Genomic DNA, 26,681 nt, shown 5'->3' with positions numbered 1-26,681 from the left:
TGCCCGCCCCGCGGGGCGCCCTGCCTGCCGCGGGAAGAGAAGGGGAGAGCATGCACCAGCCGCTCGCGTTCGCCGTCGCCGATCCGGAGTTCTACGCGCCGCTGGAGTCGGCGACCGACCGCGGCGAGGTCTACCGCCCCTCGACCGTCCCGCCGGAGTGGCGGAGCATCGAGTCGAACGTGTGGACGATGTGGTTCCGGCGGAAGCTGGAGGGGGTCGAGGACGGCTGGAAGGTCCACGTCTCCGCGAAGGCCGACCGGCTGCAGGCGGTCCTCGACACCGTGGCCGCGATCTGCTTCGAACAGGACGTCCCGTTCAAGCACCTCTCCTGCCGGCTCTTCCACCAGTGGGCGCACCACAAGCACGCCCCCCGGCCGCAGAGCGGCAAGTTCGTCGCCGCGTACCCGTTCGACGAGGCGGCCGCGCGGCGGCTCATGGAGGCGCTGCGCGCGGCCCTGTCCGACGAGGACGGGCCGTTCGTCCTCACCGACCGCCGCTTCGGGGACTCCCGGACGGTGCACTACCGGTACGGGGCCTTCGTGCCGCGGTCGCGCGTACGGGCCGACGGCACCCGCATGCTGCTGGCCCGCAACGGTCACGGCGAGCTGGTGGAGGACCTGCGGGGAGCCTCGTTCCAGCCGCCGGACGGCATCCACGACCCGTTCCGCCCGCCGGCGAAGGCCGCAGGCCCGAGCACGGCCGCAGGCTCGAGCACGGGCACGAGCACAAGCACAAGCACGGGCACGGGCACGAGCACAAGCACGGGCACGGGCAGCGTGAAGGGCCCCGCGAAGCCGGTGACGCTGGGCGGGTACGTGTTCGAGGCGGCGGTGCGGCACAGCAACGCCGGCGGCGCGTACCAGGGCCACGACGCGGCCACCGGACGGCCGGTGTTCATCAAGGAGGCCCGGGCGCACACGGCCGTCGAGGCGGACGGGCGCGACGCCCGGGCGCGCCTGCGCGGCGAGTGGGAGACCCTGCGGGCCCTCCACGGGCTGGCCCCCGGACTGGCCCCCGAGCCGCTCGCCCATTTCAGCGCCTGGGAACACGACTTCCTGGTCACCGAGTTCATCGACGGCAGGGCGATGAACAAGTGGATGGCCGGCACCAACCCCCTGATCAGGGCCGGTACGACGGCCCAGGACGTCGCCGCCTACTTCGAGCGCTGCCAGACGCTGATCGACGGGGTCGAACAGGCCCTCGACCGCCTGCACGCCTGCGGCTACCTCTTCGTCGACGTCAGCCCCGGCAACGTGCTGGTCGGCGACGACGACACCGTCCGGCTGGTCGACTTCGAGGTGGCGCAGCGCCCCGGTGCGGACTTCAGCCCGATGGGCACGCCCGGCTACTCCCCGCCGCGCAGCCTGATCGGCAACGACCCGTCGGTGTACGACGACTACGGCGTCTCGGCGCTCGCCCAGCTGCTCGTGGGCCCGTTCCACCACGTGGTGCGCCGCAATCCCGACGTGCTGGACCACCTGCGGTACGGCATCGGCCGGGTCGGCCGGGTGCCGGAGCGGTTGTGGCGGCGCGCCACGAGGTACCACCCGCCGAGCGGCGCGGCGCAGCTGCCCGGGCCGGAGGAGGTGGCGGCCGCCCCGCTGGTGCACCTGGCCGGCCTGCGGGACTCGGTGGCGGACGCGCTGGTGGCCATGGCGGACGTCGGGCACCCGGAGCGGATGTTCCCCACCGTCGCGGACGGCTACCGGACCAACACGCTGTGCCTGGCGTACGGGGCGGCGGGGGTCGCCCACGCGCTGCACCGGGCGGGCCGGCCGCTGCCCGACGGGATGCTGGAGCGGCTGCGGCGCGAGGCGCTGGACCGGGCCGGCGACCTCGCCCCGGGGCTGTACGTCGGGGCGGCCGGGATCGCCCGGGTGCTGGCCGACCAGGGCTTGGTGGACGAGGCCCGGGACGTCCTCGCGGTCGCGGACGGGCACCCGCTGGTGGCGGAGAGCGCGACGGTGTTCGGGGGCGCCGCCGGTCTCGCCCTGGGCCACCTGGCGTTGTACGGCCACACCCGCGACGAGCACCACGTGGAGCGCGCCCTCGCGCTGGCCCGGGCCCTGCCGGACGACGAGGCGCTGGCGGCCCGGCTGGGGCCGGACGACGCGACCGGCCTGGCGCACGGGCGGACCGGGGTCGCCCTGATGCTGCACCAGCTCGCCGCGGTCTGCGGTGACCAGGCGCTCCTGAAGCGCGGGCTGCAGTTGCTGCACCTGGAACTGGACCGCGAGACGGCCTCCGAGGAGGCGGGCATGACCTTCCCCGTCTCGGCGGTGGACGGCCGGGCCATGCCCTACCTGTACTGCGGGTCGGCGGGGATGCTGCACGTGGCGTCCCGCTACCTGGCGGTGGCCGACGACGAGCGGCTGGCCGGGGCGATGCCGCGGCTGCTGCCGGTGATGGGCGTCGCGTACACGGTGATGCCCGGGCTGTTCCAGGGCCTGTCGGGGCTGGGGTTCGCCCTCGCGGACCACGCGGCGGTGACCGGTTCGGCGGAGAGCCGGGCGGCGGCGGTGCGGACGGCGCAGAAGCTGTTCGGCTTCGCCGTCCCGCACGCGACCGGGGTGCGGATGCCGGGCGACCAGCTGCTGCGCTACAGCGCCGACCTGTGGAGCGGCTCCGCCGGTGTCCTGCTGTTCCTGACCGAGCTGCTGGCGCCCCGGCCCGACGCCCTGTTCACCGTCGACTCCCTGTCCACCGCCGATGCCCTGTCCACCGTCGGCTCGCCGTCCGCGGCGGCTCCGCCCACCGGGTGGGGGCCCGCAGCCGGGTAGCGCCGCCGTCTCCTCCGCCGCACGGGGTCCGGGCCGCACGGGCGGGCCCGGGCCCCGTGCGGCCGTGCGCGAGGAGATCCCTTCCTCCCCTCCCTGGAGTGTCTGCTGTGCGACGTGACGTCAACCTCTACTGGTGCGGGCAGACCGCTTCGGCGTTCGGCTCCGTGTTCACCGCCATCGCCCTGCCGGTCGTGGCCCTGACGGATCTGGGGGCCACGCCCGGCGAGGTCGGTGTGATCGGTGCCGCGGCGACGGTGCCGGGCATCGTCCTCGGCCTCCTGGCCGGGGCCCTGGCGGACCGCGTCGCCCGCCCCCGGCGGGCGATGCTGCTGCTGGACCTGCTGTCGGCCGCCGCGGTCGGGGCCGTGGCCCTGGGCCTGCGGCAGGGGGTGGCATCGATCGGCTGGCTGATCGGCCTCGGCCTCGTCCAGGGATTCCTCGGGGTCCTGCTCGCCTCCCTCTACTTCGTCCACCTGCGCCAGCTGGTCGGCGCGCAGGCGATCGGGCAGGCCCGGGCGCGGCTGCAGGCCGGGCAGTTCGGTGCCGCGCTGGCCGGCCGGATCCTGGCCGGCCCGGTGATCGCGCTGTTCGGCAGCTCGGCTGCGCTGGCGACGGACGGCGCCAGCTACCTGCTGAGCGCGCTGGCGCTGGCGAGCATGCGGTCGCCGGACCGGACGGCGGCCCTCCCGCGCGCTGCCGCCCCGCGGCAGGGCGTCCGCGGGGCGGCCGCCGGGCTGCGGTTCTTCGCCGCTCACCCGTTCCACCGCGCCCTGCTGCTCTTCATGGTGGCGCCGGCGGCGGCGCTGGCCGGGGCGGCGACGCTGACCGGTCCGTTCCTGCTGCGCACCGTGCACCTGCCGGTCGGCGTGTACGGGCTGGCGTTCGTGCTGTCGGGTGTCATGGGGCTGACCGGGTCGGCCGTCGCCGGGCGGCTGCTGCACCCGGGACGCGACGCCCGGCTGACGGTGCTGGTGTGCTTCGGCGGGGCGCTGCTGTCGTCGGTGCTGCTGCCCGTGGCGGCCGGGCCGCTGCCGCTGGCCGTGGTGTGCGCCGCGCTGGGGATCGGCCTCCCCGTGCTGTTCGGCGCGGTGGCCAACGTGGCACTGGTGTCCGTGCTGGCGACCGACGTCCCGGAGGCCGTGATGGGCCGCGCCATGGCGGCGCTCCAGGTCGTCACGTCGGCGACCGCGCTGGTCGGTGCGCTGGCCGGCGGATTCCTCGGCGACCTGCTGGGCGTCCGGTCGGCGCTGTGGGTGCTGATCGGCGCCGCGCTGCTGGTCATCGGCGCGGTCGGCCCGTCTGCGGCCCGCGCGGCCCGCGACCTGCGCGCGGCGGACCGGCGCGCGGCGGCCGCGGACGGCCCGCACCCGGACACGCCGGACGCCCACGGAACGGACGCCGGCGAACCGGACGCCGCCGCGGCCGGGCCCGCCACCGCCACGACCGTGTGAACCGCGGCGCCGTCCACCCGCCGGCCCCCACGTACGGCCGCCCGGCGGGCCCGCACAAATATGGGGGCGGTGCCCCGATGTGCGCCGCACGGCGCCGCCTCGACGATGTTCACGACAACGGCCACAAGCCCCCTCGCACCGCCCGACGCGCGCCCCCGGACGCTGAAGGAACGCCTGCATGCCTCTTTCCGACAAGGAATCCCCGTGCACCGTGAGGTTCTCACTGCTCGGCCCGCTCACCGTGACGAGCGGCGGACGCACCCTGCCCCTCGGCCCGATGAAGCAGCGGGCCGTCCTGGCCATGCTGCTGTGCCGCCCCAACACCCCCGTGTCGGTGGACTCCCTCGCCGACACCGTCTGGCCCGGTGAAGCGCCCCGGACCGCCCGCAAGAACCTCCAGAAGTACGTCTGGGCCCTGCGCCGCCTCCTCTGCGAGGCCGAGCGGCCCGGCCGGCTCGCCCTCGCCCCCGGCGGCTACCTGCTGCACGTGACGGAGGAGGAGGTCGACACCCTGCACTTCCGCGCGCTGGCCACGGCAGGACGCGAGGCCGCCCGCAGCGGCGAGCACGACACCGCCGCCGAACTGCTGCGCCGGGCACTCGACCTGTGGCAGGGCCGACCCCTCGCGGAGCTGTCGGACTCCGAACCGCTGCAGGCCGAGGCCGACCGGCTGACCGACCGCTACCTCTCCGCCTACGAGACGTGGGCCGAGATCGCCTCGGTGCGCGGCCGCAACGCCGAGGTCGCCGAGGCGGTCGCCGACGTCGCCGAGCAGCACCCGCTGCGGGAGCGGCTGCGGGCCGTCCAGATGATCGCGCTGCACCGCGCCGGGCGCCAGAACGAGGCCCTCGCCGTGTACGAGTCGCTGCGTCAGCTGCTCGCCCGCGAGCTGGGCCTGGCGCCCAGCGCCGCCATGGAGGAGGTGTACCGGGTGGTGCTCGCCGGCACCCTCGGCGCGGCCTCCGCCCCTGCGGCGGCCGCCCCGCGCCGGGCGCCGACCCGCACGCTGCTGCCCCCCGACACCCCCGACTACACCGGCCGCCGGGAGCAGCTCTCGGAGCTGCGGGAGGCGGTACGGCGCAGGAACGGGCACGTCGCCCTCCTCGTCGGGCCGGTGGGCACCGGCAAGAGCACCCTGATGGTGCATCTGGCGCACACCCTGCGCGAGGACTTCCCCGACGGGCGGCTCCTCGTCGACCTGCGCCGGGCGGACGGGGCGAAGCGGCCGCTCACCGCCGTCCTCGGGGAGCTGGCCCGCGCCGCCCGGCTCGACCGGGTCACCGCGCTGCTGCCCGACCACCCGGCGCAGGCCGCCGCGCTGTGGCGCGACTGGTTCGCCGAGCACCGGGTCCTCCTGCTGCTGGAGAACGCGCCCGACGAGGCGGCCGTGCGGCCGCTGCTGCCGGGCACCGGGGCCGGCGCGGCGGTGATCGCCTCGCGGTCGTGGCTCGCCGGGCTGGCCGGTGTCCACCGGATCGCCCTGGCGCCGCTGACCGTCGAGGAGGCGATGGAACTGCTGGGCCGCATCATCGGCCCGTCCCGCGTCCGCGCCGACCGCGCCTCGGCCCGGCGGATCGTCGAGGCCGGCGGGCTCTCGCCGCTGGCCGTACGGATCAGCGGCCAGCGGCTGGCCGTGCTGCGCCACCTGCCGCTCGCCGAGTACGCGGCCCGGCTGGCCGAGCCGGAGGCCGTCATGGACGAGCTCGCCGTCGGCGACCTCGCCGTCCGGAACCGGATGGCGGACGGCTGGCAGGCGCTGACCGACATCGGCCGGTCCGCGATGCTCCGCCTCGGACGGCTGCCGCTGGCACGGCCCTTCACCCTCGGCGACGCCGCGACGGCCCTGGGCTGTCCGGAGCCCGCCGCGCTGCGGGTCCTGGAACTGCTCATCCACACCGGGGCGCTGGTCTCCCCGTCGACGGAGGTCACCGCGCACGCGGCGCTGTACGAGCTGCCCCGGCTGGCTCACCTCTACCTGCGGGAGCTCGGCGGGCGCGAGGAGCGGGCCGCCGCCCCGGCCGGAGCAGCGGATATGCCGGTTGAGAACCACCGGGCAACCGGTCCCGGACCGGTGGGCGCCACAGTGCTCACGACACCGCACGACCACGCGGAAGAGGAGGGCACGTGGAACTGGGCGAGCTGATCGCGCTGCGACCCGTCCCGGCCGCCGGGCTCCTGCTGACGCTCACCCGCCGGTGCCCGCTGTCCTGCGCCCACTGCTCGACCTCCTCCACGATGGCCGGCGAGCAGACCGCGGCGGACCGGCTGCGCCGCTTCGTCGCCTCGTTCACCGCCGCCGACGCCCCGCAGGTCGTGCTGCTCACCGGCGGCGAACCGCTCCTGCGCCCCGGCCTGGCGGCCGGGCTCGCCGCCCTGGCCCGCGCGGCGGGCACCCGCACCGCCCTGCTGAGCGGCATGTTCTTCGCCCGCGGCGGCAGGCCCGTGCCGGCGCGGATCATGCGGGCGATCACGGCGGCCGACCACTTCTCGGCCAGCCTCGACGCCCACCACGAACGCGAGGTGGCGCGCGCCGACGTGTTCACCGCCGTACGGCGGATCCTCGACGCGGGGGTGCCCGCCAGCTTCCACCTGACCGGGACGGGCCCCGACGACCCGTACCTCGCCGGGCTCGTCGCCGACATCCGCGCCGCGTTCGCCGACCGGGTGCCGATGCTCGTGAACGACGTCCGGCCGGTCGGGCGCGCCGCGTCCTGGGCCGGCGCCACGACCCGGCCGGACGGCGGCGCGGCCGTGCCCTGCCCGATGGCCGCCTGGCCCACGGTCGCCTTCGACGGCACGGTCGTGGCCTGCTGCAACCAGCGGGCGGTGGACGCCCGGCCCGTGCCCGCCCACCTGCTCCTCGGGCACGTCGCCGAGGACGACTGGGGCACGGTGCGCCGCCGCTCCCTCACCTCGCCCGTGCTGCGGATGCTCCGCGTCGTGGGGCCCGGACACCTCCGCGCCCGGTACGCGCCCGACGCACCCGACCGCGGCTACTGCGCGACCTGCCGGACCCTCTCCGACCGGCCCGCGGTGCTGGCGGGGGCCGCCCGGGACGGCGCCGGACCGGTCGGCGAACTCCTCGACCGCCACTCCGCGCAGACCCAGCGGGCGGCCGGCCCCGCCGCGTTCGTCCGCCGCCACGGCACCTCCGCCTACGCCGACCTCGTCACCCTCACCGCCGACGGGGGACGGCCGTGACCGTCTCCCCGCCCGCACCCGGCACCGCCCCGGCACCGCCCACCGCCTCGGCCGTGCTGCGGGCCCGGCTCGCGCTCGCCGCGCCCACCCTGCAGGCGGCCTGCGCGGCCCTGTGGCAGCCCGCCGGCCTCCGCCCCCGCTACCTCCGCTACCTCGGCGCGATGCACGCGCTCGTCCGGGCGTCCGTCCCGCTCATGGAACTGGCCGCCCGCCGCTGCGCGGAGAGCCCCGGCGACCCGCTCGCCGACCGGCTGGGCCGCTACCTCGCCGCGCACGTCGAGGAGGAGCGCGACCACGACGCCTGGCTGCTCGACGACCTCGCCGTCGCCGGCGGCGACCCGGCCGCGCTGCTCGCCGCACAGCCGCCGACCGCCGTCGCCGAGCTCGTCGGCGCCCAGTACTACTGGATCGAGCACCACCACCCGGTCGCCCTGCTCGGCTACGTCCTCACCCTGGAGCACAACGCACCCTCGCCCCGGCTGGCCCGGCGGCTCGCCCGGGACACCGGACTGCCACCGGCGGCGTTCCGGACGGTGCACGAGCACGCCGCACTCGACGGCGGCCACGCGGCCGACCTCGACGCCCTGCTCGACGAGCTGCCGCTGACGCCCGCACAGCTCACCGCCGTGGCCGTCAGCGCCCTCCACACCGCGGACGGGATCACCCGTCTGTTCGTCAGGCTCACCGCACCCGGAGGCCAGTGATGACCGATCGGCAGCACACCCTGCGCCGGCTGGAGGAGGCGGGCTTCGCCCTCGACGCCTTCACCGAGGAGCAGCAGGAGGTCCTGGAGGAGCTCAGCCCGCAGGAGCTCACCCTGCTCCTCGACATCAAGAACCGGCTGGACGAGGTCGGGCCCGAGGTGCAGGCGCACGCCGAGATCGCCGGCGGCGCACTGTTCTGACCCCGCGGGACGCGGGCGCCCCGTGCGGGGCCCCGTCTCCGTCCGACGATCACGCTGAAGGTGGACCGGCATGCCCTGCACCTACTGCCGCCAGTCGCTGCCGTCCGGCGCCCGGTTCTGCCCGTCCTGCGGCACGCCGTGCGCCGAGGCCCCGCAGGGACCGGCGGACGCGCCCCAGGAGGGCCGCAAGGTGGTCACCGTCCTGTTCTGCGACATGGTCGGCTCCACCGCGCTCTCCGGCGTCCTCGACCCGGAGACCCTGCGCGGCGTGACCCTGCGCTACTTCGAACTGATGCGCCGTCAGATCGAGACGCACGGAGGCACGCTGGAGAAGTTCATCGGCGACGCCGTGATGGCCGTCTTCGGCGTGCCGACCGTACGGGAGGACGACGCGCGGCGCGCCCTCGCGGCCTCCCTGGGCATGCTGAAGGCCCTCGACGAACTCAACACCGACCTCGACGCCGCGCTCGGGGTGCGCCTGGGCGTCCGGATCGGCATCAACACGGGCCGGGTCGTCGCCGGGGCCGACTCCTCCGCACGGCAGGCCCTCGTCTCCGGCGAGACCGTCAACATCGCCGCCCGGCTCGAACAGAACGCGGGCCCCGGCGAGGTGCTGATCGGCCCGGACACCCTCCTCGCGGCCGGCCCCACCGTGCAGGCCCAGGAGGTAGGCCCCCTCACGCTCAAGGGCAAGACCGACCCGGTGACCGCCCACCGCCTGCTCGGGCTCGGCGAGGACGACCCCGAGGCGCTGCGCCGCTTCGACCTGCGCTTCGTCGGACGGCAGCGTGAACTCGCGGCACTCGACGAGGTGTTCGCCGGGACGGCGGCGGGCGGCGGCGCCCGGCTGGTCACCGTCTCCGGCGAGGCCGGACAGGGCAAGACCCGGCTGGTCCGCGAGTGGCTGGAACGCACCGGCCCCACCGCCCTCGTGCACGGCTCCGGACGCTGCCGCCCCTACGGCGGCCGGGGCAGCCTCGGACCGCTCGCCGACGCACTCACCGACCTGCTCCCCCCAGCCCACCACGGCACCGCACCCCACGACGACGACGCACCCCACGACGACGACGCCGTCGCACTGCGCGGCGTCGCGCCCCGGGGCGGCAGCGCGTCCCAGGACGGCGTCACGTCCCAGGGCGGCGGCGCGGACGACCCGTGCCCGTGCGACCTGCACCGCGCGGCCGCCCCGGAGGAACGCCCCGCCCTCTCCGAGGCCCTGGCGGTGCTCGAAGGCGGCCTCCTACGCGACGGCACGCCCAACCCGTCCGTGGACGAGACCTGCAGCGCCCTGCTGCGGGTGCTCACCGCACTCGCCGCCCGCCGGCCGGTCGTCCTCGTCGTCGACGACTGCCACTGGGCCGGCCCGCTGCTGCTGGACGTCCTCGACCGGCTCGTCACCCGGCTCGGCCCCGCCGCCGTACTCCTCCTCTGCCCGGCCCGCCCGGAGGCCGCCGAGACGTGGTCGACCCCCCGGCGCACCGCGGTCACCCTGACCGGCCTGTCGCCGGAGGAGTGCACGCGGCTCGCCGCCGAGCTCGTCGCCGGCGCCGACCGCCACCCGGACGGCCCGGCCCTGCTGGAACGCACCGGCGGCAACCCGCTCCACCTGGAGCACCTGCTCTCCGCCCTCGACGGCGACGGCACCGACAGCGGCGGGGACGGCGACGGCCGGGCCGCCGAACTGCCGCCCACCGTCCAGGCGCTCCTCGGCGCACGGGTCGACGCGCTCGGCGCCGCCGACCGCGGCGCCCTCGACCTCGCCGCCGTCCTGGGCCGCGAGTTCACCGTGCACGAGCTCACCGACCTCGCCGACCGCAGCACGCCGGTCCGGCCCGCGCAGGACCGGCCCTCGCTGCGCCCCGCCCTCCTCGGGCTCAGCCGCCGACGCCTGATCGAACCGGCTCCCCCGCCGTCCGCCGACCCGGCGTCGTTCCGCTTCACCAGCGGGCTGGTCCAGGAGGTCGCCTACCAGTGCATGTCCAAGCGCACCCGCGCCGACCTGCACGCCTACGCCGCAGCACTCCCCTCGGCCCGCGCCGCCGGGCCCGCCGGCATCGGCGAGCACCTCGAACTCGCCCACCGCTACCGGCGCGAGCTCGGCATCACCGACACCGACACCGACACGCTGCGCCGCGGCGCGGCGGAGGCACTCGCCGAGGCCGGCGGCCGCGCCCTCGACCGCTCCGACCTCCTCCGCGCGGAACACCTGCTCTCCCGGGCCTCCGCCCTCACCCACCCCGGGGAGCCCGCCACGGTGCCGACCGCCCGCAGGCTCGGCGAGGTGCACCTCGCCCTCGGCCGCACCGAGCAGGGCCGCGCCCTGCTCGGCGAGGCGCTCGCCGCCGTCGACCACCCCGAGGAGAGCGCCTACGCCCGGCTCGCCCTCGCCGTGGACGCGGCCCCCGGCGCCGACGCCGTGCCGCAGGCCGCCCTGGCCGTCCTGCCGATCTTCGAGGCAGCGGCCGACGACCTCGGCCAGGCCCGCGCCTGCCTGCGCCTGGCCCAGCACCACCAGGGCCGCGGCCGGCACGGCGAAGCCGACCGGCTGCTGCTCCGGGCGCTGCGCCACACCATCCGGGCCGACGCCGAACCCGAACGCGCCGCCGCCCTGGGCGCGATCGGCATCTCCCTGTGGCGGGGCCCCGAACCGGTGCCGTCCGCCGTGGACCGCTGCCGCGCCCTCCTCGCCGACCACGGCCGGGGCCGGCGCACCGTACAGGTCACCCTCAACTGCCCGCTCGCCGTGCTCCTCGCGCTCCAGGACGAGCACGACGCCGCCCGCGAACACCTCGCGCGCGCCGACCGGCTGGCCCGCGAACTCGGCTTCGCCGAGGCCGAGGTCTTCCTCCCGCTCTTCGGCGCGGCCGTGCACTCCGCCGCCCGCGCGCACGACACCGCCCTCGACCTGCTCGGCGAGGCCGCCCGGGCGGCCCGGGCCCTCGGCGCGGAGTCGCTGCTGCGCACCATCACCCTGGAATCCGCCCGGCTCCACCTGGACACCGGCCGCACCGAGGAGGCACGCCGCCTCCTCGACGGGCAGGCCGCCCCGCCCGACGGCGGCCCCGACACCGAGACCGCCGACCGCGACGGCCTGCGGGCACGCCTCGCCGCCGGCCGCGGCGACGCCGACCGCGCCCTGCGGCTCGCCGCGCGGGCCGTCCGGGCCGCGGACCGCACCGACTCCCCCCTGGTGCGGGCCCACGCCGCACTCGACGAGGCCACCACCCTGCTGCTGCTCGACCACGGCCCGGAGGCGGGCGCCGCCGCCGCCCGCGCCGGCCGGTGGTTCGGCGCGAAGGGACACCTGCCGGGCATCCGGTGGGCCGCCGCCCTCCTGCCGGCCGACGGCACCGCCGTACCCGGGCACGCGCCCGACAACGGCACCGCCGTACCCGGGCACGCGCCCGACGCAGGACCGAACCCGCACGTGCGCAGAAGGGAAGTCATCACATGACCACCACGGCCCCCACGGGCATCCCCAGGGGCGGCGGGCTCACCTGGAGCCTGCGCGGCAAGAGCCCCCAGGACATCCCCGTCACCGCCGACGGGGTGCCCGCGGGCGCCCGGCAGCAACCGCGTCAGGGCACCGGCCGCGGTGTCCGGGTGTGCGTGGTCGACTCCGGCGTCGAACGCGACCACCCGCTGATCGGCCCGCTCGGCGGTTCCTGGGTCGTCGTCAAGGACGGCGACGGCATCGAGGTGCGGGCCACCGACACCGGCGACACGTGCGGCCACGGCACGGCCTGCGCCGGGATCATCCGCCGCACCGCACCCGACTGCGAGATCCACAGCGTGCGGGTGCTGGGCGAGCGCTTCTCCGGCACCGGCGACATCCTCCTCGCCGGTCTGCGATGGGCCGTGGAGCAGGGCTTCGACGTGGTGAACCTGAGCCTGTCCACCACCCGTACCCGCTTCGCCGAGGAGCTCCACGCGCTCGCGGACACGGCGTACTTCGACCGCACCGTGATCGTCGCGTCCGCCCACAACACGCCCGTGGAGAGCTTCCCCTGGCGGTTCGCCTCGGTGATCTCCGTCGGCAGCCACCAGGAGGACGACCCCGACCTGCACCTGTACAACCCGGACCCGCCCGTGGAGTTCTTCGCCCCCGGCCAGAACGTCGAGGTGCCCTGGCTCGGCGGCACCTCGATCCGCAGCACCGGCAACAGCTTCGCCACGCCCTACGTCGCCGGGCTCTGCGCCAGGTTCCTCTCCGCGAACCCGCGGATGACGACCTTCCAGCTGAAGAACGCGCTCTACCTCTCCGCCGCCAACGTCCGTGTCACCGCCCGCAGCCACGAAGGTGCCTGATGTCCTCTGCCACCGAGCCCGCCACGCAGTCCGCACACCCCGTCGCCCTCGAACTCCTCCAGTCGGTCGTCGACGTCGCGAGAGCCATCTTCGGCGCCCAGGCCAGCTCCGTCTTCCTCCTCGACGAGGAGACCGACGAGCTCGTCTTCCAGGCCGTCTCCGGCCAGGGCGAGGAGTTCCTCGTCGGACGCCGCTTCCCCGCCGACCGCGGGATCGCCGGATGGGTCGCCACCTCCGGCGAACCCATGATCGTCGACCGGCTCTCGCAGAACACCGCCTTCGACCGCACGTTCGCGCAGTCCACCCAGTACGTCCCCGACGCGCTCATGGCCGTACCGCTCCTGCACGACCACCAGACGCTGGGCGTGCTCGAAGTCCTCGACCCGTCCCCGCAGACCCGCTCCAGCCTCGACGAACTCGAACTGCTGTCGATGTTCGCCCGGCAGGCCGCGACGGCGCTGCGCCTGGTCACTCACCACCGGCCGGCCGCCCCCCGCGTGCTCACCCCCGACGACCACCTCACGGCGACCCGCCTCCTCACCCAGCTCCACGAGCTGCTGAACGTGCCCGGTACGCCCTGAACACCCGCACCGCCGTGACCGGCACCGCCGTGACCCCGGACCCGACGCCCGAAGGAGCAGCCTTGGCACCGGCGCCCGCCGCGCCCCCCGTACTCCCCGCGGCCCTCCGGGCCGGGGACTCGGCGCTCTACCCGGACCTCGTCCGCGCCGCGCTGCGCGTCCGCGGCGCCCACGGCTGGTCGCTCGCCCCCTCGCCGCTCTGGTGGTTCGCCGCCCCGCCCGCCGCGGTCCTCCGCGAGCAGGGCTGGAAGCTCCACCTGTCGGCCACGCCGCTCTCGGCGCCCACCGTGCTCTCCCACGTCGCCGCCGTGCTGGCCGGCGAGCGGGTGCCGTTCAAGTTCGCCCGGACGCCCCGCCTGCTGACCAACCTCGTGGCGATCGACCAGGAGCGGGGCAGCGGGGGCAAGTTCGTCACCGTCTACCCGGCGGACGACGAGCAGTTCCGGCGGCTCGCCGAGGCACTCCACCGGGCGACCGCCGGCCTGCCCGGTCCCGGCATCCTCTCCGACCGCCCGTACCGCCCGGGCAGCCTCGTGCACTACCGCTACGGGGTCTTCCGCGGCACCGACCGGCTCACCGTCGACGGCACGGTCGAACCGATGCTCCGCACCCCGGCGGGCGGCCTCGTCCGCGACCGCAGGCAGGCCCGCTTCGCGCCGCCCGCCTGGGCCGTCCCGCCCCTGCCGGACCCGGCACCCGTTCACGACCCGGCACCCGTCCACGACCCCGCATCCGTTCACGACCCGGCACCCGTCCACGACCCGGCATCCGGGCCGTCCCCGGCGCCCGGCCGGCCCGCGGCCGTCCTCCTCGGTGACCGCTACGAGGTCCGGTCGGCGCTCCGCCACTCCTACCGCGGCGGGGTCTACCTCGCCACGGACCGCGCCACCGGCCGGGACGTCGTGGTGAAGGAGGCCCGCAGCCACGTCGGGGCGACCCTCACCGGCACCGACGCGACCGACCTGCTGCACCACGAGGCGGCGGTGTACGCGCGCCTCGCCGGGCTGGGGATCGCCCCCGGGGTGCACGGACTCCTCGTGCAGGGCGGCAACCACTACCTGGTGCAGGATCGCGTGCCCGGCCGGACCCTGCGCCGCTGGACGGCCGACCACCTCGACGCGGGCCGCACGCCGCCCACGGGCCCCGTCCGCGCGCTGGCGCGCGTCGTCGCACAGGTGCACCGGCTGGGCCTGGTGCTGCGCGACCTCTCGCCGGACAACGTCATGGTGACGCCCGACGACGAGGTGCTGCTGATCGACCCGGAGGCCGTCGCCGAGCCGGGCAGCCCGGTGCGGCGGGTCCGCACGCCCGGGTACTCCGCGCCGGAGACGGCCGACGGCGACGGCCGGGCGCCCGGTCAGGAGGCGGACCACTTCAGCCTCGGGGCGGTGTTCCTCCACGTGCTGACCGGGGCCGACCCCGTGCTCGCCCCGGACCGGCCCGCGCTCCGCCGGCACGACGAACGCCTCGCCCTGCTCGTCGGCGCCGTCCTCGCGGACGGGCCCGGCACGCGGGCCCACCGGCGGACCGTGCTGGCCATGATGGCCGAGGACCCCGCCGCACGCCCGGGCCCCGACCGGCTGCGGGCCCACCTCGCCCGGCCGCGGCCGGACGCCGGCCCCGCCCGCGTCCCCGCACCGGCACCCGTACCGGCGCCGGCGGACGGCGCCGCCGGTGACCGGATGCTCGACGACGGCCTCACCTGGCTCCTCGACAGCATGACCCCGCACGACCCGCGGCGGCTCTGGCCCGCCGGGCCGTCCGGCGAGCGGACCGACCCGCTGAACGTGCAGCACGGCGCCGCCGGGGTGCTCGGCGCGCTCACCGCCGCCGGCCGGCACCGGCCCGACCCGCGGCTGCACGCCGGCGTCGCCGAGGCCGCGCGCTGGATCGCCGCCCGTACGGAAGGGCCCGGACCGCACCTCCCGGGCCTGTACTTCGGCCGCTCCGGCACCGCGTGGGCCCTGCTCGACGCGGCCCGGCTGCTCGACGACGACGCCCTGGCCGGGCACGCCGTCCGGCTCGCCCGCGCCGTCCCGGTGCGGTGGCCCAACCCGGACGTCCTGCACGGCGCGGCCGGCGCCGGCCTCACCCAGCTGCACTTCTGGCGGACCACCGGCGACCCCGGCTTCCGGTCCCGCGCGGTCACCGCCGCCGAGCACCTGCTGGCGGCGGCCGCCCCGGGACGCGCGGGCACGGTCTGGCCCGTACCGCGGGGCTTCGACTCGGACCTCGCCGGCATCGCCCACTACGGCTTCGGCCACGGGGTCGCCGGGGTCGGCACGTTCCTCCTGCTGGCCGGACTCGCCACCGGGCGCGACGACTTCGTGGCGGCCGCGCAGCAGGCCGGCGAGACGCTGCTGACGGCCGCCCGCCCGCAGGACGGCGCGGCCGGGTGGGCCGCGGACGACCGCCGCGCCGGGACTCCCACCCACGCGCCGCACTGGTGCAGCGGTGCGTCCGGGATCGGCACCTTCCTCGTCCGCCTCTGGCGGGCCACCGGCGACACGCGCCACCGGGAGACCGCGGAGGCGGCCGCGGTCGCCGTCCACCGGGGACGGCACCGCGGTTCACCGGCCGCCTGCCACGGCCTCGCGGGTGACGCGCAGTTCCTGCTGGATCTCGCCGACGCCCTCGACGACCCTCACCACCGCCGCCGGGCGCACGGGCTGGTCGCCGGTGTGCACGCGCGGCACGTCCTCCACGAGGACCTCGTGCTCGCCCCCGACGAGACCCTGACCGGTGTCAGTGCGGCGTACAACACCGGCCTGGCAGGGCTGCTCGGCCTGCTGGTGAGGCTGCGGCACGGCGGGACGCGACCGTGGCTCCCCCACGAGGGAGCCCCCGACTCCGGCGGAGGGAGGTGTTCGACATGACGACCGACGTGAACGCGCTCCAGCAGCTGGAGCTCGACGTGCAGGTGGACGACGGCTGGATCTGCCCCATCATCAGCTGCTGGTCCAGCGACTGGGCCGACTGGGCGGAGCAGTAGCCCGCCCGTGCACGGCCGCCCGGCCGCCGCCCCGCACGGGGCGGCGGCCGGGCGTGTCCTACGGCGCGCCGTGCGGGAAGTGGCAGGCCGCGACGTGGTCGACGCCGGGCGCGGCCCCGGCGGGCTGCGGGCTCTCGCGCTCGCAGCGGCTCCGGCCGGTGGTGTCGAGCACCGCGTGGACGGGGCAGCGGGCGCGGAAGCGGCAGCCCTCCTGACGGACGGTCGGCGACGGCGGGTCACCGGCGAGCAGCACCCGGGCCCGGGCGCGTTCCGCGACCGGGTCGGGCAGGGGCACGGCGGCGAGCAGGGCCCGGGTGTACGGGTGGCGGGGCCGTTCGAAGACCTCGGTCACCGTGCCCGCCTCGACCGTCCGGCCGAGGTACATCACGCTGACCCGGTCGGCGAGGTGGCGGACGACCGAGAGGTCGTGCGAGACGAAGAGGTAGGCGAGGCCGAGTTCGGCCTTGAGCTGCTGCAGGAGGTTGAGGACGCCCGCCCGGACGGAGACGTCGAGCGCGGACACCGGTTCGTCCAGCACGAGGAGTTCCGGACGGACGGCGAGCGCCCGGGCGATGGAGATCCGCTGCCGCTGGCCGCCGGAGAACTCGTGCGGGTAGCGGTCGGCGTGCGCCGGGTCCAGGCCGACCTGGCGCAGGAGTTCGGGGACGCGCCGGGCGATCCGCTCACGCGGGGCGTGCTGCGCGCGGAGCGGTTCGGCGATGGCGTCGCCGATCGGCATCCGCGGGTCGAGGCCGGCCGCCGGGTCCTGGAAGACGATCTGCAGCCGGGCGCGCAGCCGGTGGCGGGCGGCGCGGTCGAGCGCGGCGGTGTCGTGCCCGAGGAGTTCGATCCGGCCCCCCTCGGGGCGGGCCAGGCGCATGAGTTCGTAGAGGGTCGTGGACTTGCCGGAGCCGGACTCGCCGACCAGGCCGAGGGTCTCGCCGCGCCGGATGTCGAGGTCGACGCCGTCGACCGCGTAGACCTCGCCCACCGTGCGTTTGAAGACGACGCCCCTGAGCCGGGGGAAGGTCTTCGTCAGGCCGGTGACGGCGAGCACCTGTTCGCGTTCGGCGCGCGGTTCGGCCGGGCCGGGGGCGGGTGGTTCGGGCATCGGGTAGACGTCGCCGGGGGCGGGGGCGCGGGCGGCCAGCTCCTCGGCGCGGACACAGGCGGCCGCGTGGTCGCCGGCGCTGGCGAGCGCGGGCTCGGCGGTGCGGGCGTTCTCCAGCGGGTGCACGGCGGTGCGGGCGAGCGGGGGTTCGGCGGTGCGGCAGCGGTCCTCGACGAGCGGGCAGCGCGGGGCGAACGGACAGCCCGGCCCGCTCTCGCCGGGGGCGGGCGGGCGGCCGGGGATCGGTACGAGCGGCCCGCCGCGGCCGTCCGGCCGGGGCACGGCGCCGATCAGGCCGAGGGTGTAGGGGTGCCGCGGGTTCGCGAAGAGGGCGTCCACGGGCGCGCTCTCGACGACCCGCCCGGCGTACATGACGGCGACCCGGTCGGCCATGCCGGCGATGACGCCGAGGTCGTGGCTGACCAGCACGAGGGCGGCGCCGGTCTCACGGCAGGCGGTGCGCAGCACGTCGAGGACCTGCGCCTGGATGGTGACGTCGAGGGCGGTGGTGGGTTCGTCGGCGAGGAGGATGTCGGGGCCGTTGGCGACGGCCATCGCGATCATGGCGCGCTGCCGCATGCCGCCGGAGAACTCGTGCGGGAAGCCGTCGAGGGCCTTGCCGGGCTCGGGGATGCCGACGAGGTCGAGGAGTTCGGCGGCGCGTCTGCGGGCGGCGGCCCGGTCGACGGGCTGGTGGATGCGGACGGCTTCGGCGATCTGGTCGCCGATCCGGTGCACGGGGGTGAACGCGGAGAGCGGGTCCTGGAAGACCATGGCGACCTTGCGTCCGCGGATGCGGGCGAGTTCGCGGCCGGGCAGCCCGAGGAGTTCGCGGCCCTCCAGGCGCACGGAGCCGCCGACGCGGGCGGTGGAGGGCAGCAGGCCGAGGACGGCGAGGGCGGTGACGGACTTGCCGGAGCCGGACTCGCCGACGATGCCGAGGGTCTCGCCGTGCCGCAGGTGCAGGTCGACGCCGCGGACGGCGGGCAGGGGTCCGAAGTCGACGGTGAGGTCGCGGACTTCGAGCAGGGCGGGGGTCACGGGGTGCTCCGGCGCGGTCGGCGGGACGAGGGGCGGGCGGCCCGGAGGCGGCGGGCGGGGCGGGCGGCGTCGGCGGTGGGGTCGAGGGCGTCGCGCAGGCCGTCGCCGACGAGGTTGACGGCGAGGACGAACAGCACGAGCAGCGCCGCGGCGAAGTAGAACAGCCAGGGGAAGACCGGCGCGTCGCCGGTGCCGGCGGCGAGCAGGGTGCCGAGGGAGACGTCCGGGGCGCGGACGCCGAAGCCGAAGTAGGAGAGGGCGGCCTCGCTCATGACCGCGCCGCCGACGGTGATGGTGGCGTCGATGATGAGGAAGGAGGAGACGTTCGGCAGGATGTGCCGCAGGACGATGCGGAACGGCCGCACGCCCATGAACTCGGCGGCCCGGACGAACTCGCGCTCCCGGAGGGAGAGCGTCATCGAGCGGACCACCCGGGCGGTGATCATCCAGTTGAACAGCGCGATCAGCAGGACGAACGCGATCCAGCCGGTGCCGCGGAGCCGGGGCGAGACGATCGCGATGACGAGGAACCCGGGGAAGATCAGCATGAGGTCGACCAGGAACATCAGCACCCGGTCCGCCCAGCCGCCGAAGTAGCCGGCGCAGGCGCCGACGAGGGACGCCAGCACGGTGGAGAGCAGCGCCACCAGCAGGCCGATGACCAGGGACTTCTGCAGCCCGCGGACGGTCTGCGCGAAGACGTCCTGGCCGATCCCGTTGGTGCCGAACCAGTGGTCGGCGGAGGGGGGCTGCCGGATCGCCGCGTAGTTGGGCGTGGCGTAGTCCCACGGGGTCAGGTGGGGGCCGAGGAAGGCGAGCAGGAAGAGCAGCAGCAGGATCGCGGCGCCGACGAGCACTCCGCGGGCGGCGGCCAGCCGGCCCAGGACGAGCCGCAGCCGGCCGGCGGGGGCGGTGCCGTCGACCGGGGCGGGCGCGGCGCCGGGGAGCACGGTGGTGGTCATCAGTACCTCACCCGGGGGTCGAGCGCCGCGGTGAGGACGTCGGCGAGGAAGCCGGCGCCCAGGACGACGACGGCGGCGAACAGGTTGACGGCGACGACGGCGTTGACGTCCTGCTCGTTGACGGCCTGGATGAACCACTCCCCCATGCCGTGCCAGCCGAAGATGGTCTCGGTGAAGGCGGCGCCGGTGAAGATGCCGAGGAAGCTGTACGCGAACATCGTCGACATCGGGATGACCGCCGTCCGCAGGCCGTGCCGGACGAGCGCCCGGCCGCGGGTGAGGCCCTTGGCCTCCGCGGTGCGCAGGAAGTCGGATCCCAGCACGTCGAGCATGGTGGAGCGCTGGTAGCGGCTGTACGTGGCGAGGCCGCCGAGCGCCAGCGAGAGGGTGGGCAGCAGCAGGTGGAGGGCCCAGTCACCGAGGTGGGTGACGGGGCCGCCGGCGAGGTTCGGCGTCTCGTAGCCGGTGAACGGGACGACCTCGTGGCCGGCCGCGTCCTTGGCGGCGATCGCGCCGTTCTTGAGGAACAGGGCGACGAGGAAGACCGGGGTGGAGAGCAGCACGAACGAGAAGACCGTCAGCGCCCGGTCGGAGAACCGGTACTGCCGCACCGCGCTCCAGGCGCCGCCCGCCACGCCGAGCACCATGCCGAGCAGGCTGCCGACGAGCAGCAGCCGCAGCGAGACGCCGATGCGGCGGCCGAACTCCTCGTTGACGGAGGTGTTGTGGATGGTGCGGCCGAGGTCGGCGTGGAGCAGCAGCCCGTCGGCCCAGGTGGCGAAGCGCCGCACGACCGGGGTGCGGTCGTTGAGGTTGAGCGCGGTGAGCTGCCGGTCGACGGCGGCGGCGGACGGACGGGGCTGCTTGGCCTCGAAGTAGGCCCGCGGGCCGAGTGCGGCGCAGGAGAGCGCGTAGGCGAGGAAGACCGCGACGGCCAGGAGGACGGCGTGGTAGCCCAGCCGCTTCGCCAGATAGCGGGTCACCGGGCACCGCCGGGGTGGTTCGCACGCCTGGTGGACATGGTCGTTCGCCTTCGCTCAAGGGGTGTTTGCAGCAGGTTCGCGCACGGTTCCACGGCACGGAGGGGTCGTCCGTGCCGGGTGGCGTCGCGGGGCGCTTCGGCCGGGGTCGGCGAACACGCAGGTCACAGTCGATCAGACGGATACGGACGGGATGTTGCGGCCGCATTGCGGCCTGTTTCGTTTCGATCAGTTCTGAACATCGCCCCCTGGTAGCCGATCTGATCCGCTGTTACCTTCTGCCCGTCGGCACCGACTTGGCTGCCCACGTTCAAGTGCCGCCACACCTGGCGGCCGTCCCGCTCTTCGAGACCCCCGAGGAACTCCCGATGGACGCAACGCTCGCCACCCGCAGAGTCGGCCGCACCGCGGCCGCCGCCGTCGCGCTGGCCCTGGCCGCCACCGCCTGCTCCGGCACCTCCGGCGGCACGGCGGACGACGTGGCGAAGACCGTCACACCCACCCGGGACGCCGAGGACAACAACCCGCAGCCCCTGGACCGGATCAAGGACGGCGGCGAGCTGCGCGAACCGCTCCAGCAGTGGATCACCCAGTGGAACCCGTACCAGGTCGACGGCACCTACGGCGACGCCGTCGAGATCATGGGCTATGTCGAGGCGAAGCTCTTCCGCTCCGACGCCAAGGGCGTCTACCAGGCGGTGCCCGAGTACCTGGAGTCCGCGAAGGTCACCTCGACCTCCCCGCAGGTCGTGACCTACCGCCTCAACCCCAAGGCGAAGTGGTCGGACGGCAAGGCCCTCGGCTACCAGGACTTCAAGGCCGTCTGGCAGGCCTCCAACGGCAAGGACCCGGCCTACAACCTCTCCGACTCCTCCGGCTACGAGCAGATCTCCGCCGTCGAGCAGGGTGCCGACCCCACCGAGGTCAGGGTGACGTTCACCGAGCCGTACGCCGACTGGCAGAGCCTCTTCAACCCGCTGCTCCCGGCGGCCGGCATCGCCACCCCGCAGGCCTTCAACGAGGGGTGGATCGAGAAGGTCCCGATCGTCGGCGGCCCGTTCACTGTCGGCACCGCCGACAAGACCGCCCAGACCATCACCCTGGTGCCGAACCCCGCCTGGTGGGGGCCGAAGCCCAAGCTCGACCGGATCACCTACCGGGTGCTGGACTCCGCCGCCATCACCCAGGCGTTCCTCAACAACGAGGTCGACTACGCCTCCGCCGGCACCGCCACCGCCTACGGGCAGCTGAAGGACTCCAAGGACGCCGCGATCCGCACCGGCACCCCCTGGGACGAGGTGCACATCTCCTTCGGCGGCAACGGCGCCCTCGCCGACCGGACGGTCCGCCAGGCGCTCGGCAAGGCCCTCGACCGGGCCTCGCTCATCAAGATCGTCAACCAGGGCGTGCCCGTCGAGTTCAAGCCCCTCGACAACCACCTCTTCATGACCAACCAGAACGGCTACCGGGCCAACGCCGGCGACTGGGTCACCTACGACCCGTCCGCCGCCAAGCAGTTGCTCGACACCGCCGGCTGGAAGGACGCCGGCGGCACCCGCAGCAAGGACGGCACCCCCCTGGAGCTCCACTACGTGATGAGCGACGGCTCCACCCAGGCCCAGGCCGACCTCGCCGCCGCCGTCCGGAGCATGCTGCAGCAGGTCGGCGTGAAGCTCACCGTCGACAGGGTGCCGAGCAAGGAGTACTTCTCCAAGTACATCAACGAGGGCCGCTTCGACCTGGCGAGCTGGCGCAACACCGGCTCCTTCCCCCTCTCGAAGACCGTGCCCATCTACCGCGCGCCCCAGGGCGAGAACGTCTTCGGCAACTACTCCAAGCTCAGCACGCCCGAGATCGACACCCTGCTCCGCAAGGCCGCCGCCACCCTCGACCCCGCCGAGGCCGCCGAGCTCTACAACCAGGCCGACGTGAAGATCTGGGAACTCGCCCACACCGTCGAGCTCTACCAGCGCCCCAGCATCGTCGCCGTCCGCAAGGGCCTCGCCAACTTCGGCGCGGGCAGCCTGGCGGACACCGTCATCACCTCGGTCGGCTGGGAGAAGTAGGCCCCGCCGCAAGCGCCGCACGCCGGTCGCCGCACGCCGACCGGCGTGCGGCGACCGGCGCTTGCGGCCTGCGGCGCCGGACGGCACCCCGCCTCACTCCACCGTCGGCACGGCTCGACCGCGCCGGAGGCCCGCCGGCCCCGGGCCGGGCCGCCGGGTGGGGATTGTGCGGGCCCCGGTCCGGGGATAGCGTGCACGCAGGTGATGCAGGCCGACGGGACGGAGGTGACGGGCGTGCAGCGGACATCCGAACTGCCCACGGACGGAACCCCCGTGGCCTTCCACCGCACCGTCGGCGCGTACGCGCGCCGCCACGTCGACCTGCAGCGCGTCGCCAGCGCCCTCTGTCCGCGCTGAGGCAGCGCTCCCCGCTCGGCACCACGTCTCCCGGCTCGGCACCCGCGGCCCGGGAGTCGGCCTCCGCCGACGCCGCCGTGCGCGCGCCGCCCACCCGCCGCCGATCCCTTCGGCACGCCCCGCCGCCCCTCCGCGCGGGCAGGGCTGCCACTCCGACAGGAAGCGACAGGCCCATGTCCCCCTCGCGCACGCCCCTCCACCTGGCCGTCGCTCTCGACGGCGCCGGCTGGCACCCCGCGGCCTGGCGGGAGCCGGACGCCCGCCCGTCCGACCTGCTCACGGCCGGCTACTGGGCCGGCCTGGTCGCCGAGGCCGAGCGGGGCCTGCTGGACTTCGTCACCCTGGAGGACGCGCTCGCCCTGCAGTCCTCCGACCCCGCCGGGCCGGACGGGCGCACCGACCGGGTGCGGGGGCGGTTGGACGCCGTACTGGTCGCCGCCCGGGTCGCCCCGCTGACCCGGCACATCGGCCTGGTGCCGACCGCGGTCGTCACGCACACCGAGCCGTTCCACCTCTCGAAGGCCGTCGCCACCCTCGACCACGTGAGCGGCGGCCGGGCCGGCGTACGCGTCAAGGTGTCGGCCCGCGCCGACGAGGCGGCGCACTTCGGACGGCGCCCGGCACCCCGGGTCCGTTTCGACGACCCGGGCGACCCGGCCGGGCAGGCCGCGGTCGCCGATCTCTTCGACGAGGCCGGCGACTACGTCGAGGTGCTGCGGCGGCTCTGGGACAGCTGGGAGGACGACGCGGAGATCCGGGACGTCGCCACCGGCCGGTTCGTCGACCGCGACAAGCTGCACCACATCGACTTCGAGGGCAGCCGGTTCGGCGTCAAGGGCCCGTCGATCACGCCGCGGCCGCCGCAGGGCCAGCCGCTCGTCACCGCCCTCGCGCACGCCGCGGTTCCCTACCGGCTGGTCGCCCGCTCGGCCGACCTCGGCTACGTCACCCCCCGGGACGCCGCCCAGGTCGGCGCCGTCACCGCCGCGATCCGCGCCGAACAGGCCGCCGCGGGCCGCGCCGACGACACCGTGCACGTCTTCGGCGACCTCGTGGTCGTCCTGGACGACACCACCGGGGCCGCCGCCGACCGCAGGGCGCGCCTGGACGAACGGGCCGGTGCCCCGTACACGAGCGACGCCCACGTCTTCGCCGGCACACCCGCCGACCTGGCCGACCTGCTGGAGGACTGGCAGCGGGCCGGGCTGACCGGCTTCCGGCTGCGGCCCGCCGCGCTGCCGCACGACCTGACCCGGATCACCCGCGGCCTCGTCCCGGAGCTGCAGCGCCGCGGCGTGTTCCGCACCGCGTACGAGGCCGGCACCCTGCGGGGACTGCTCGGCCTGCCCCGCCCGGCGAACCGGTACGCCGCCGCCGGGTGACCCCTGCCGACACCGTCCGACCGTCCGCCGAGCAGAGACCGTGGGGGCCCCTCGCATGTCCAAGCCCGTCAAGCAGATCCACCTCGCCGCGCACTTCCCCGGCGTGAACCACACCACCGTCTGGAGCGACCCCGCCTCCGGGAGCCAGATCGCCTTCGACTCCTTCGCCCACATGGCGCGGACCGCCGAACGCGCCCGGTTCGACTTCATCTTCCTCGCCGAGGGGCTCCGGCTGCGCGAGCAGAACGGCGAGATCCACGACCTCGACGTCGTCGGCCGCCCCGACACCCTCACCGTGCTGGCCGCCCTCGCCGCGGTCACCGACCGGCTCGGCCTGGCCGGGACGATCAGCTCCACCTTCAACGAACCGTACGAGGTGGCCCGGCAGTTCGCCTCCCTCGACCACCTCTCGGCGGGTCGTGCCGCCTGGAACGTCGTCACCTCGTGGGACGAGTTCACCGGGGCGAACTTCCGGCGCGGCGGGTACCTCGCCCAGGAGGACCGCTACCTGCGGGCCCGGCAGTTCCTCGCCGCGACCCGGGAGCTCTTCGACTCCTGGCGGGGTGACGAGATCGCCGCCGACAAGGAGTCCGGCGTCTTCCTCCGCGACCCGGAGGCGGGCCGGTTCGACCACCACGTGAGCCAGTTCGACATCACGGGCCACTTCGACGTGCCGCGCAGCCCGCAGGGCCGCCCGGTCGTCCTGCAGGCCGGTGACTCCGACGAGGGCCGCGAGTTCGCCGCCTCCTCCGCGGACGCCGTCTTCAGCCGGCACAGCACCCTGGAGGCGGGCCGGGCGTTCTACACGGACGTCAAGGGACGGCTGGCCCGGTACGGCCGCTCCCCCGGCGACCTGAAGATCCTGCCCGCCGCCACCTTCGTCCTCGGCGACACCGCCGCCGACGCGCAGGAGAAGGCCGGGGTGATCCGCCGTCAGCAGATCGGCGGCCGCACGGCGATCCGGCTGCTGGAGCAGGTGTGGAACCGCGACCTGAGCGCGTACGACCCCGACGGTCCGCTCCCGGCCGTCGATCCGCTCGTCGGCGAGCACACCGTCGCCCGCGGCCGGGCCGACGTGCGGATGCACCGCGACCCGGTGGCCGTCGCCCGGCAGTGGCGGGACCTCGCCGCGGCGAAGGGCCTGTCCATCCGTGACCTCGTCATCGAGGTGAACGGGCGGCAGTCGTTCGTCGGCACCCCGGCGGAGGTCGCCGCGGCGATCGACGGCTTCGTGCAGGCGGACGCGAGCGACGGATTCGTCCTCGTGCCGCACCTGACGCCCGGCGGGCTCGACGAGTTCGCCGACACCGTGGTGCCGCTGTTGCAGGAGCGCGGCGTGTTCCGCACCGAGTACGAGGGCACGACGCTCCGCGAGCACCTCGGGCTGGACACGCCCGGCACGGCGGCGGGGGCGGCGTCGTGAAGTTCCTCGCCATCACCCTGATCGTGCACGCCCCCGACCCTGTCACCGGCGTCCTGCCGTCGACCCGCGACCGCTTCCGCGAGGTCGTCGGCAACGCGCTCCTCGCCGAGGAGCTCGGCTTCGACGGCTTCGGGGTCGGCGAACGCCACGAACGCCCCTTCATCTCCTCCGCACCGCCGGTGGTGCTCGGTCACATCGCCGCCCTCACCCGCCGCATCCGCCTCTTCACCGCGGTCACCACGCTCAGCCTGCTCGACCCGGTGCGCGCCTACGAGGACTACGCCACGCTCGACCACCTGTCGGACGGCCGGCTGGAGCTGATCATCGGCAAGGGCAACGGCACGGCGCAGCGCGACCTGTTCCACGTCGGCCCCGAGGACCAGTGGGACCGCAACGCCGAGTCGTACGAGCTGTTCCGCCGGATCTGGCGGAACGACAGGGTCACGGCCACCCCGCGGTTCCGGCCCGCGCTGACCGGGGCCGAGGTGTGGCCGCGCCCGCTGCAGCAACCGGTGCGGGTCTGGCACGGCAGTGCCACCAGCCGCGCGTCGGTCGAACTCGCGGCGCGGTACGGCGACCCGCTGTTCTCCGCCAACGTCACCCACGGCATCGGCCCGTACGCCGCGCTCGTACGCCACTACCGGGAGCGGTGGAAGCACCACGGGCACGACCCCGCCCTGGCCACCGTCGGTGCGGGCACGGCGGGCTACTACGCCGCCCCGACCTCGCAGCAGGCGCTCGCCGTCTACCGGCCGGTCTTCGAGGGACAGCTCGCCCTCCAGCGCCGGATGGGCCTGGAGCCGGTGTTCACCACCCTGGAGGACTTCGTGGAGCGCAGCTCCGCGCTGATCGGCAGCCCGCAGCAGGTGATCGAGAAGGTGCACCGCTACCACGAGCAGCTCGGGCACAGCGTGCTGCACCTGCACGCGGACGCCGGGGGGCTCACGGGGACCCAGCACCGCGACAGCCTCGAACTCTTCCAGTCGGCGATCGCCCCCGCCCTGCGGCACGGGATCCCCGACCCGCCGTGGGGCTGGGGCAGCCCGGCGGTGCCCGGACCGGCCGCCGCACCGTGAGCACCGCCACGCCGTGAGCACCCCGCACCGTGAGCACCGGCGCCGCAGGGGCCCGCCGCCGCAGGG

General features: G+C 75.6%; 19 protein-coding genes. 16 read left to right on the top strand and 3 right to left on the bottom strand.

Annotation, left to right across the window (positions count from 1 at the left end; all coding sequences use genetic code 11):
• Positions 1-50: 50 nt before the first annotated feature.
• The 11 genes from OG335_RS33580 to OG335_RS33530 all read left to right on the top strand — a co-directional run bounded on the left by OG335_RS33580 (position 51) and on the right by OG335_RS33530 (position 16,217).
• Complete coding sequence (locus tag OG335_RS33580) at positions 51-2,780, top strand: lanthionine synthetase LanC family protein (protein ID WP_405014910.1); 2,730 nt, start codon at positions 51-53, stop codon at positions 2,778-2,780.
• A gap of 98 nt (positions 2,781-2,878) precedes the next feature.
• Positions 2,879-4,231, top strand: a complete 1,353-nt coding sequence (locus tag OG335_RS33575; RefSeq protein ID WP_405014909.1) for an MFS transporter — start codon at positions 2,879-2,881, stop codon at positions 4,229-4,231.
• Positions 4,232-4,442: 211 nt separating this feature from the next.
• Entirely contained in the window at positions 4,443-6,374 is a 1,932-nt protein-coding gene (locus tag OG335_RS33570) for a BTAD domain-containing putative transcriptional regulator (protein ID WP_405014908.1), read from the top strand.
• Complete coding sequence (locus OG335_RS33565) at positions 6,356-7,432, top strand: radical SAM protein (RefSeq protein ID WP_405014907.1); 1,077 nt, start codon at positions 6,356-6,358, stop codon at positions 7,430-7,432. Before OG335_RS33570 ends, OG335_RS33565 begins: the two co-directional genes overlap by 19 nt.
• Positions 7,429-8,136 (top strand): iron-containing redox enzyme family protein, encoded by a 708-nt coding sequence (locus OG335_RS33560; RefSeq protein ID WP_405014906.1) that lies wholly within the window; start codon positions 7,429-7,431, stop codon positions 8,134-8,136. Before OG335_RS33565 ends, OG335_RS33560 begins: the two co-directional genes overlap by 4 nt.
• Positions 8,136-8,336, top strand: a complete 201-nt coding sequence (locus tag OG335_RS33555) for an aroma-sacti cluster domain-containing protein (RefSeq protein WP_405014905.1) — start codon at positions 8,136-8,138, stop codon at positions 8,334-8,336. The genes OG335_RS33560 and OG335_RS33555 overlap by 1 nt, the downstream gene beginning before the upstream one ends.
• 70 nt (positions 8,337-8,406) lie before the next feature.
• Positions 8,407-11,790: an adenylate/guanylate cyclase domain-containing protein gene (locus OG335_RS33550; protein WP_405014904.1), complete on the top strand. Its 3,384-nt coding sequence runs from the start codon at positions 8,407-8,409 to the stop codon at positions 11,788-11,790.
• On the top strand, positions 11,787-12,644 hold the full coding sequence (locus tag OG335_RS33545) for a S8 family peptidase (RefSeq protein ID WP_405014903.1): 858 nt from the start codon (positions 11,787-11,789) through the stop codon (positions 12,642-12,644). Before OG335_RS33550 ends, OG335_RS33545 begins: the two co-directional genes overlap by 4 nt.
• Positions 12,644-13,225 carry a GAF domain-containing protein gene (locus OG335_RS33540; RefSeq protein ID WP_405014902.1) on the top strand — a complete coding sequence of 194 codons (582 nt, stop codon included), beginning with the start codon at positions 12,644-12,646 and terminating at the stop codon, positions 13,223-13,225. The genes OG335_RS33545 and OG335_RS33540 overlap by 1 nt, the downstream gene beginning before the upstream one ends.
• 62 nt (positions 13,226-13,287) lie before the next feature.
• Complete coding sequence (gene lanL, locus OG335_RS33535) at positions 13,288-16,101, top strand: class IV lanthionine synthetase LanL (RefSeq protein WP_405014901.1); 2,814 nt, start codon at positions 13,288-13,290, stop codon at positions 16,099-16,101.
• Entirely contained in the window at positions 16,098-16,217 is a 120-nt protein-coding gene (locus OG335_RS33530; RefSeq protein WP_405014900.1) for an ALQxL family class IV lanthipeptide, read from the top strand. Before lanL ends, OG335_RS33530 begins: the two co-directional genes overlap by 4 nt.
• 58 nt (positions 16,218-16,275) lie before the next feature.
• Here OG335_RS33530 and OG335_RS33525 read toward each other — a convergent pair whose 3' ends face one another.
• The 3 genes from OG335_RS33525 to OG335_RS33515 are packed head-to-tail and all read right to left on the bottom strand — an operon-like array spanning position 16,276 to position 20,314.
• The gene (locus OG335_RS33525; RefSeq protein ID WP_405014899.1) at positions 16,276-18,369 is read right to left on the bottom strand and encodes a dipeptide ABC transporter ATP-binding protein; all 2,094 of its coding nucleotides are present in this window, start codon (positions 18,367-18,369) and stop codon (positions 16,276-16,278) included.
• Positions 18,366-19,331, bottom strand: coding sequence for an ABC transporter permease (locus OG335_RS33520; RefSeq protein WP_405014898.1), 966 nt, complete (start codon positions 19,329-19,331; stop codon positions 18,366-18,368). Before OG335_RS33520 ends, OG335_RS33525 begins: the two co-directional genes overlap by 4 nt.
• The gene (locus OG335_RS33515) at positions 19,331-20,314 is read right to left on the bottom strand and encodes an ABC transporter permease (protein WP_405014897.1); all 984 of its coding nucleotides are present in this window, start codon (positions 20,312-20,314) and stop codon (positions 19,331-19,333) included. Before OG335_RS33515 ends, OG335_RS33520 begins: the two co-directional genes overlap by 1 nt.
• A gap of 365 nt (positions 20,315-20,679) precedes the next feature.
• Between OG335_RS33515 and OG335_RS33510 the strand changes: the two genes are divergently transcribed.
• The 5 genes from OG335_RS33510 (at position 20,680) to OG335_RS33490 (ending at position 26,615) form a co-directional block, all read left to right on the top strand.
• Positions 20,680-22,377, top strand: a complete 1,698-nt coding sequence (locus OG335_RS33510) for an ABC transporter family substrate-binding protein (RefSeq protein WP_405014896.1) — start codon at positions 20,680-20,682, stop codon at positions 22,375-22,377.
• 234 nt (positions 22,378-22,611) lie between these two features.
• On the top strand, positions 22,612-22,734 hold the full coding sequence (locus OG335_RS33505) for a putative leader peptide (protein WP_405014895.1): 123 nt from the start codon (positions 22,612-22,614) through the stop codon (positions 22,732-22,734).
• A 173-nt stretch (positions 22,735-22,907) separates the two neighbouring features.
• Positions 22,908-24,116: an LLM class flavin-dependent oxidoreductase gene (locus OG335_RS33500; protein ID WP_405014894.1), complete on the top strand. Its 1,209-nt coding sequence runs from the start codon at positions 22,908-22,910 to the stop codon at positions 24,114-24,116.
• 55 nt (positions 24,117-24,171) lie between these two features.
• Positions 24,172-25,539, top strand: coding sequence for an NtaA/DmoA family FMN-dependent monooxygenase (locus OG335_RS33495; RefSeq protein ID WP_405014893.1), 1,368 nt, complete (start codon positions 24,172-24,174; stop codon positions 25,537-25,539).
• Positions 25,536-26,615 (top strand): LLM class flavin-dependent oxidoreductase, encoded by a 1,080-nt coding sequence (locus tag OG335_RS33490; RefSeq protein ID WP_405014892.1) that lies wholly within the window; start codon positions 25,536-25,538, stop codon positions 26,613-26,615. Before OG335_RS33495 ends, OG335_RS33490 begins: the two co-directional genes overlap by 4 nt.
• Positions 26,616-26,681 lie beyond the last annotated feature (66 nt).

The organism is Kitasatospora sp. NBC_01539, from assembly GCF_045040525.1.
GTDB lineage: Bacteria > Actinomycetota > Actinomycetes > Streptomycetales > Streptomycetaceae > Kitasatospora.
This window is presented reverse-complemented; position numbering and strand designations above follow the sequence as displayed.

Coding starts and splice junctions, on each gene's coding strand:
- OG335_RS33580 (WP_405014910.1), top strand. CDS start 51: ATGCACCAGCCGCTCGCGTTCGCCGTCGCCGATCCGGAGTTCTACGCG.
- OG335_RS33555 (WP_405014905.1), top strand. CDS start 8,136: ATGACCGATCGGCAGCACACCCTGCGCCGGCTGGAGGAGGCGGGCTTC.
- OG335_RS33550 (WP_405014904.1), top strand. CDS start 8,407: ATGCCCTGCACCTACTGCCGCCAGTCGCTGCCGTCCGGCGCCCGGTTC.
- OG335_RS33545 (WP_405014903.1), top strand. CDS start 11,787: ATGACCACCACGGCCCCCACGGGCATCCCCAGGGGCGGCGGGCTCACC.
- OG335_RS33540 (WP_405014902.1), top strand. CDS start 12,644: ATGTCCTCTGCCACCGAGCCCGCCACGCAGTCCGCACACCCCGTCGCC.
- OG335_RS33530 (WP_405014900.1), top strand. CDS start 16,098: ATGACGACCGACGTGAACGCGCTCCAGCAGCTGGAGCTCGACGTGCAG.
- OG335_RS33520 (WP_405014898.1), bottom strand. CDS start 19,331: ATGACCACCACCGTGCTCCCCGGCGCCGCGCCCGCCCCGGTCGACGGC.
- OG335_RS33510 (WP_405014896.1), top strand. CDS start 20,680: ATGGACGCAACGCTCGCCACCCGCAGAGTCGGCCGCACCGCGGCCGCC.
- OG335_RS33500 (WP_405014894.1), top strand. CDS start 22,908: ATGTCCCCCTCGCGCACGCCCCTCCACCTGGCCGTCGCTCTCGACGGC.
- OG335_RS33495 (WP_405014893.1), top strand. CDS start 24,172: ATGTCCAAGCCCGTCAAGCAGATCCACCTCGCCGCGCACTTCCCCGGC.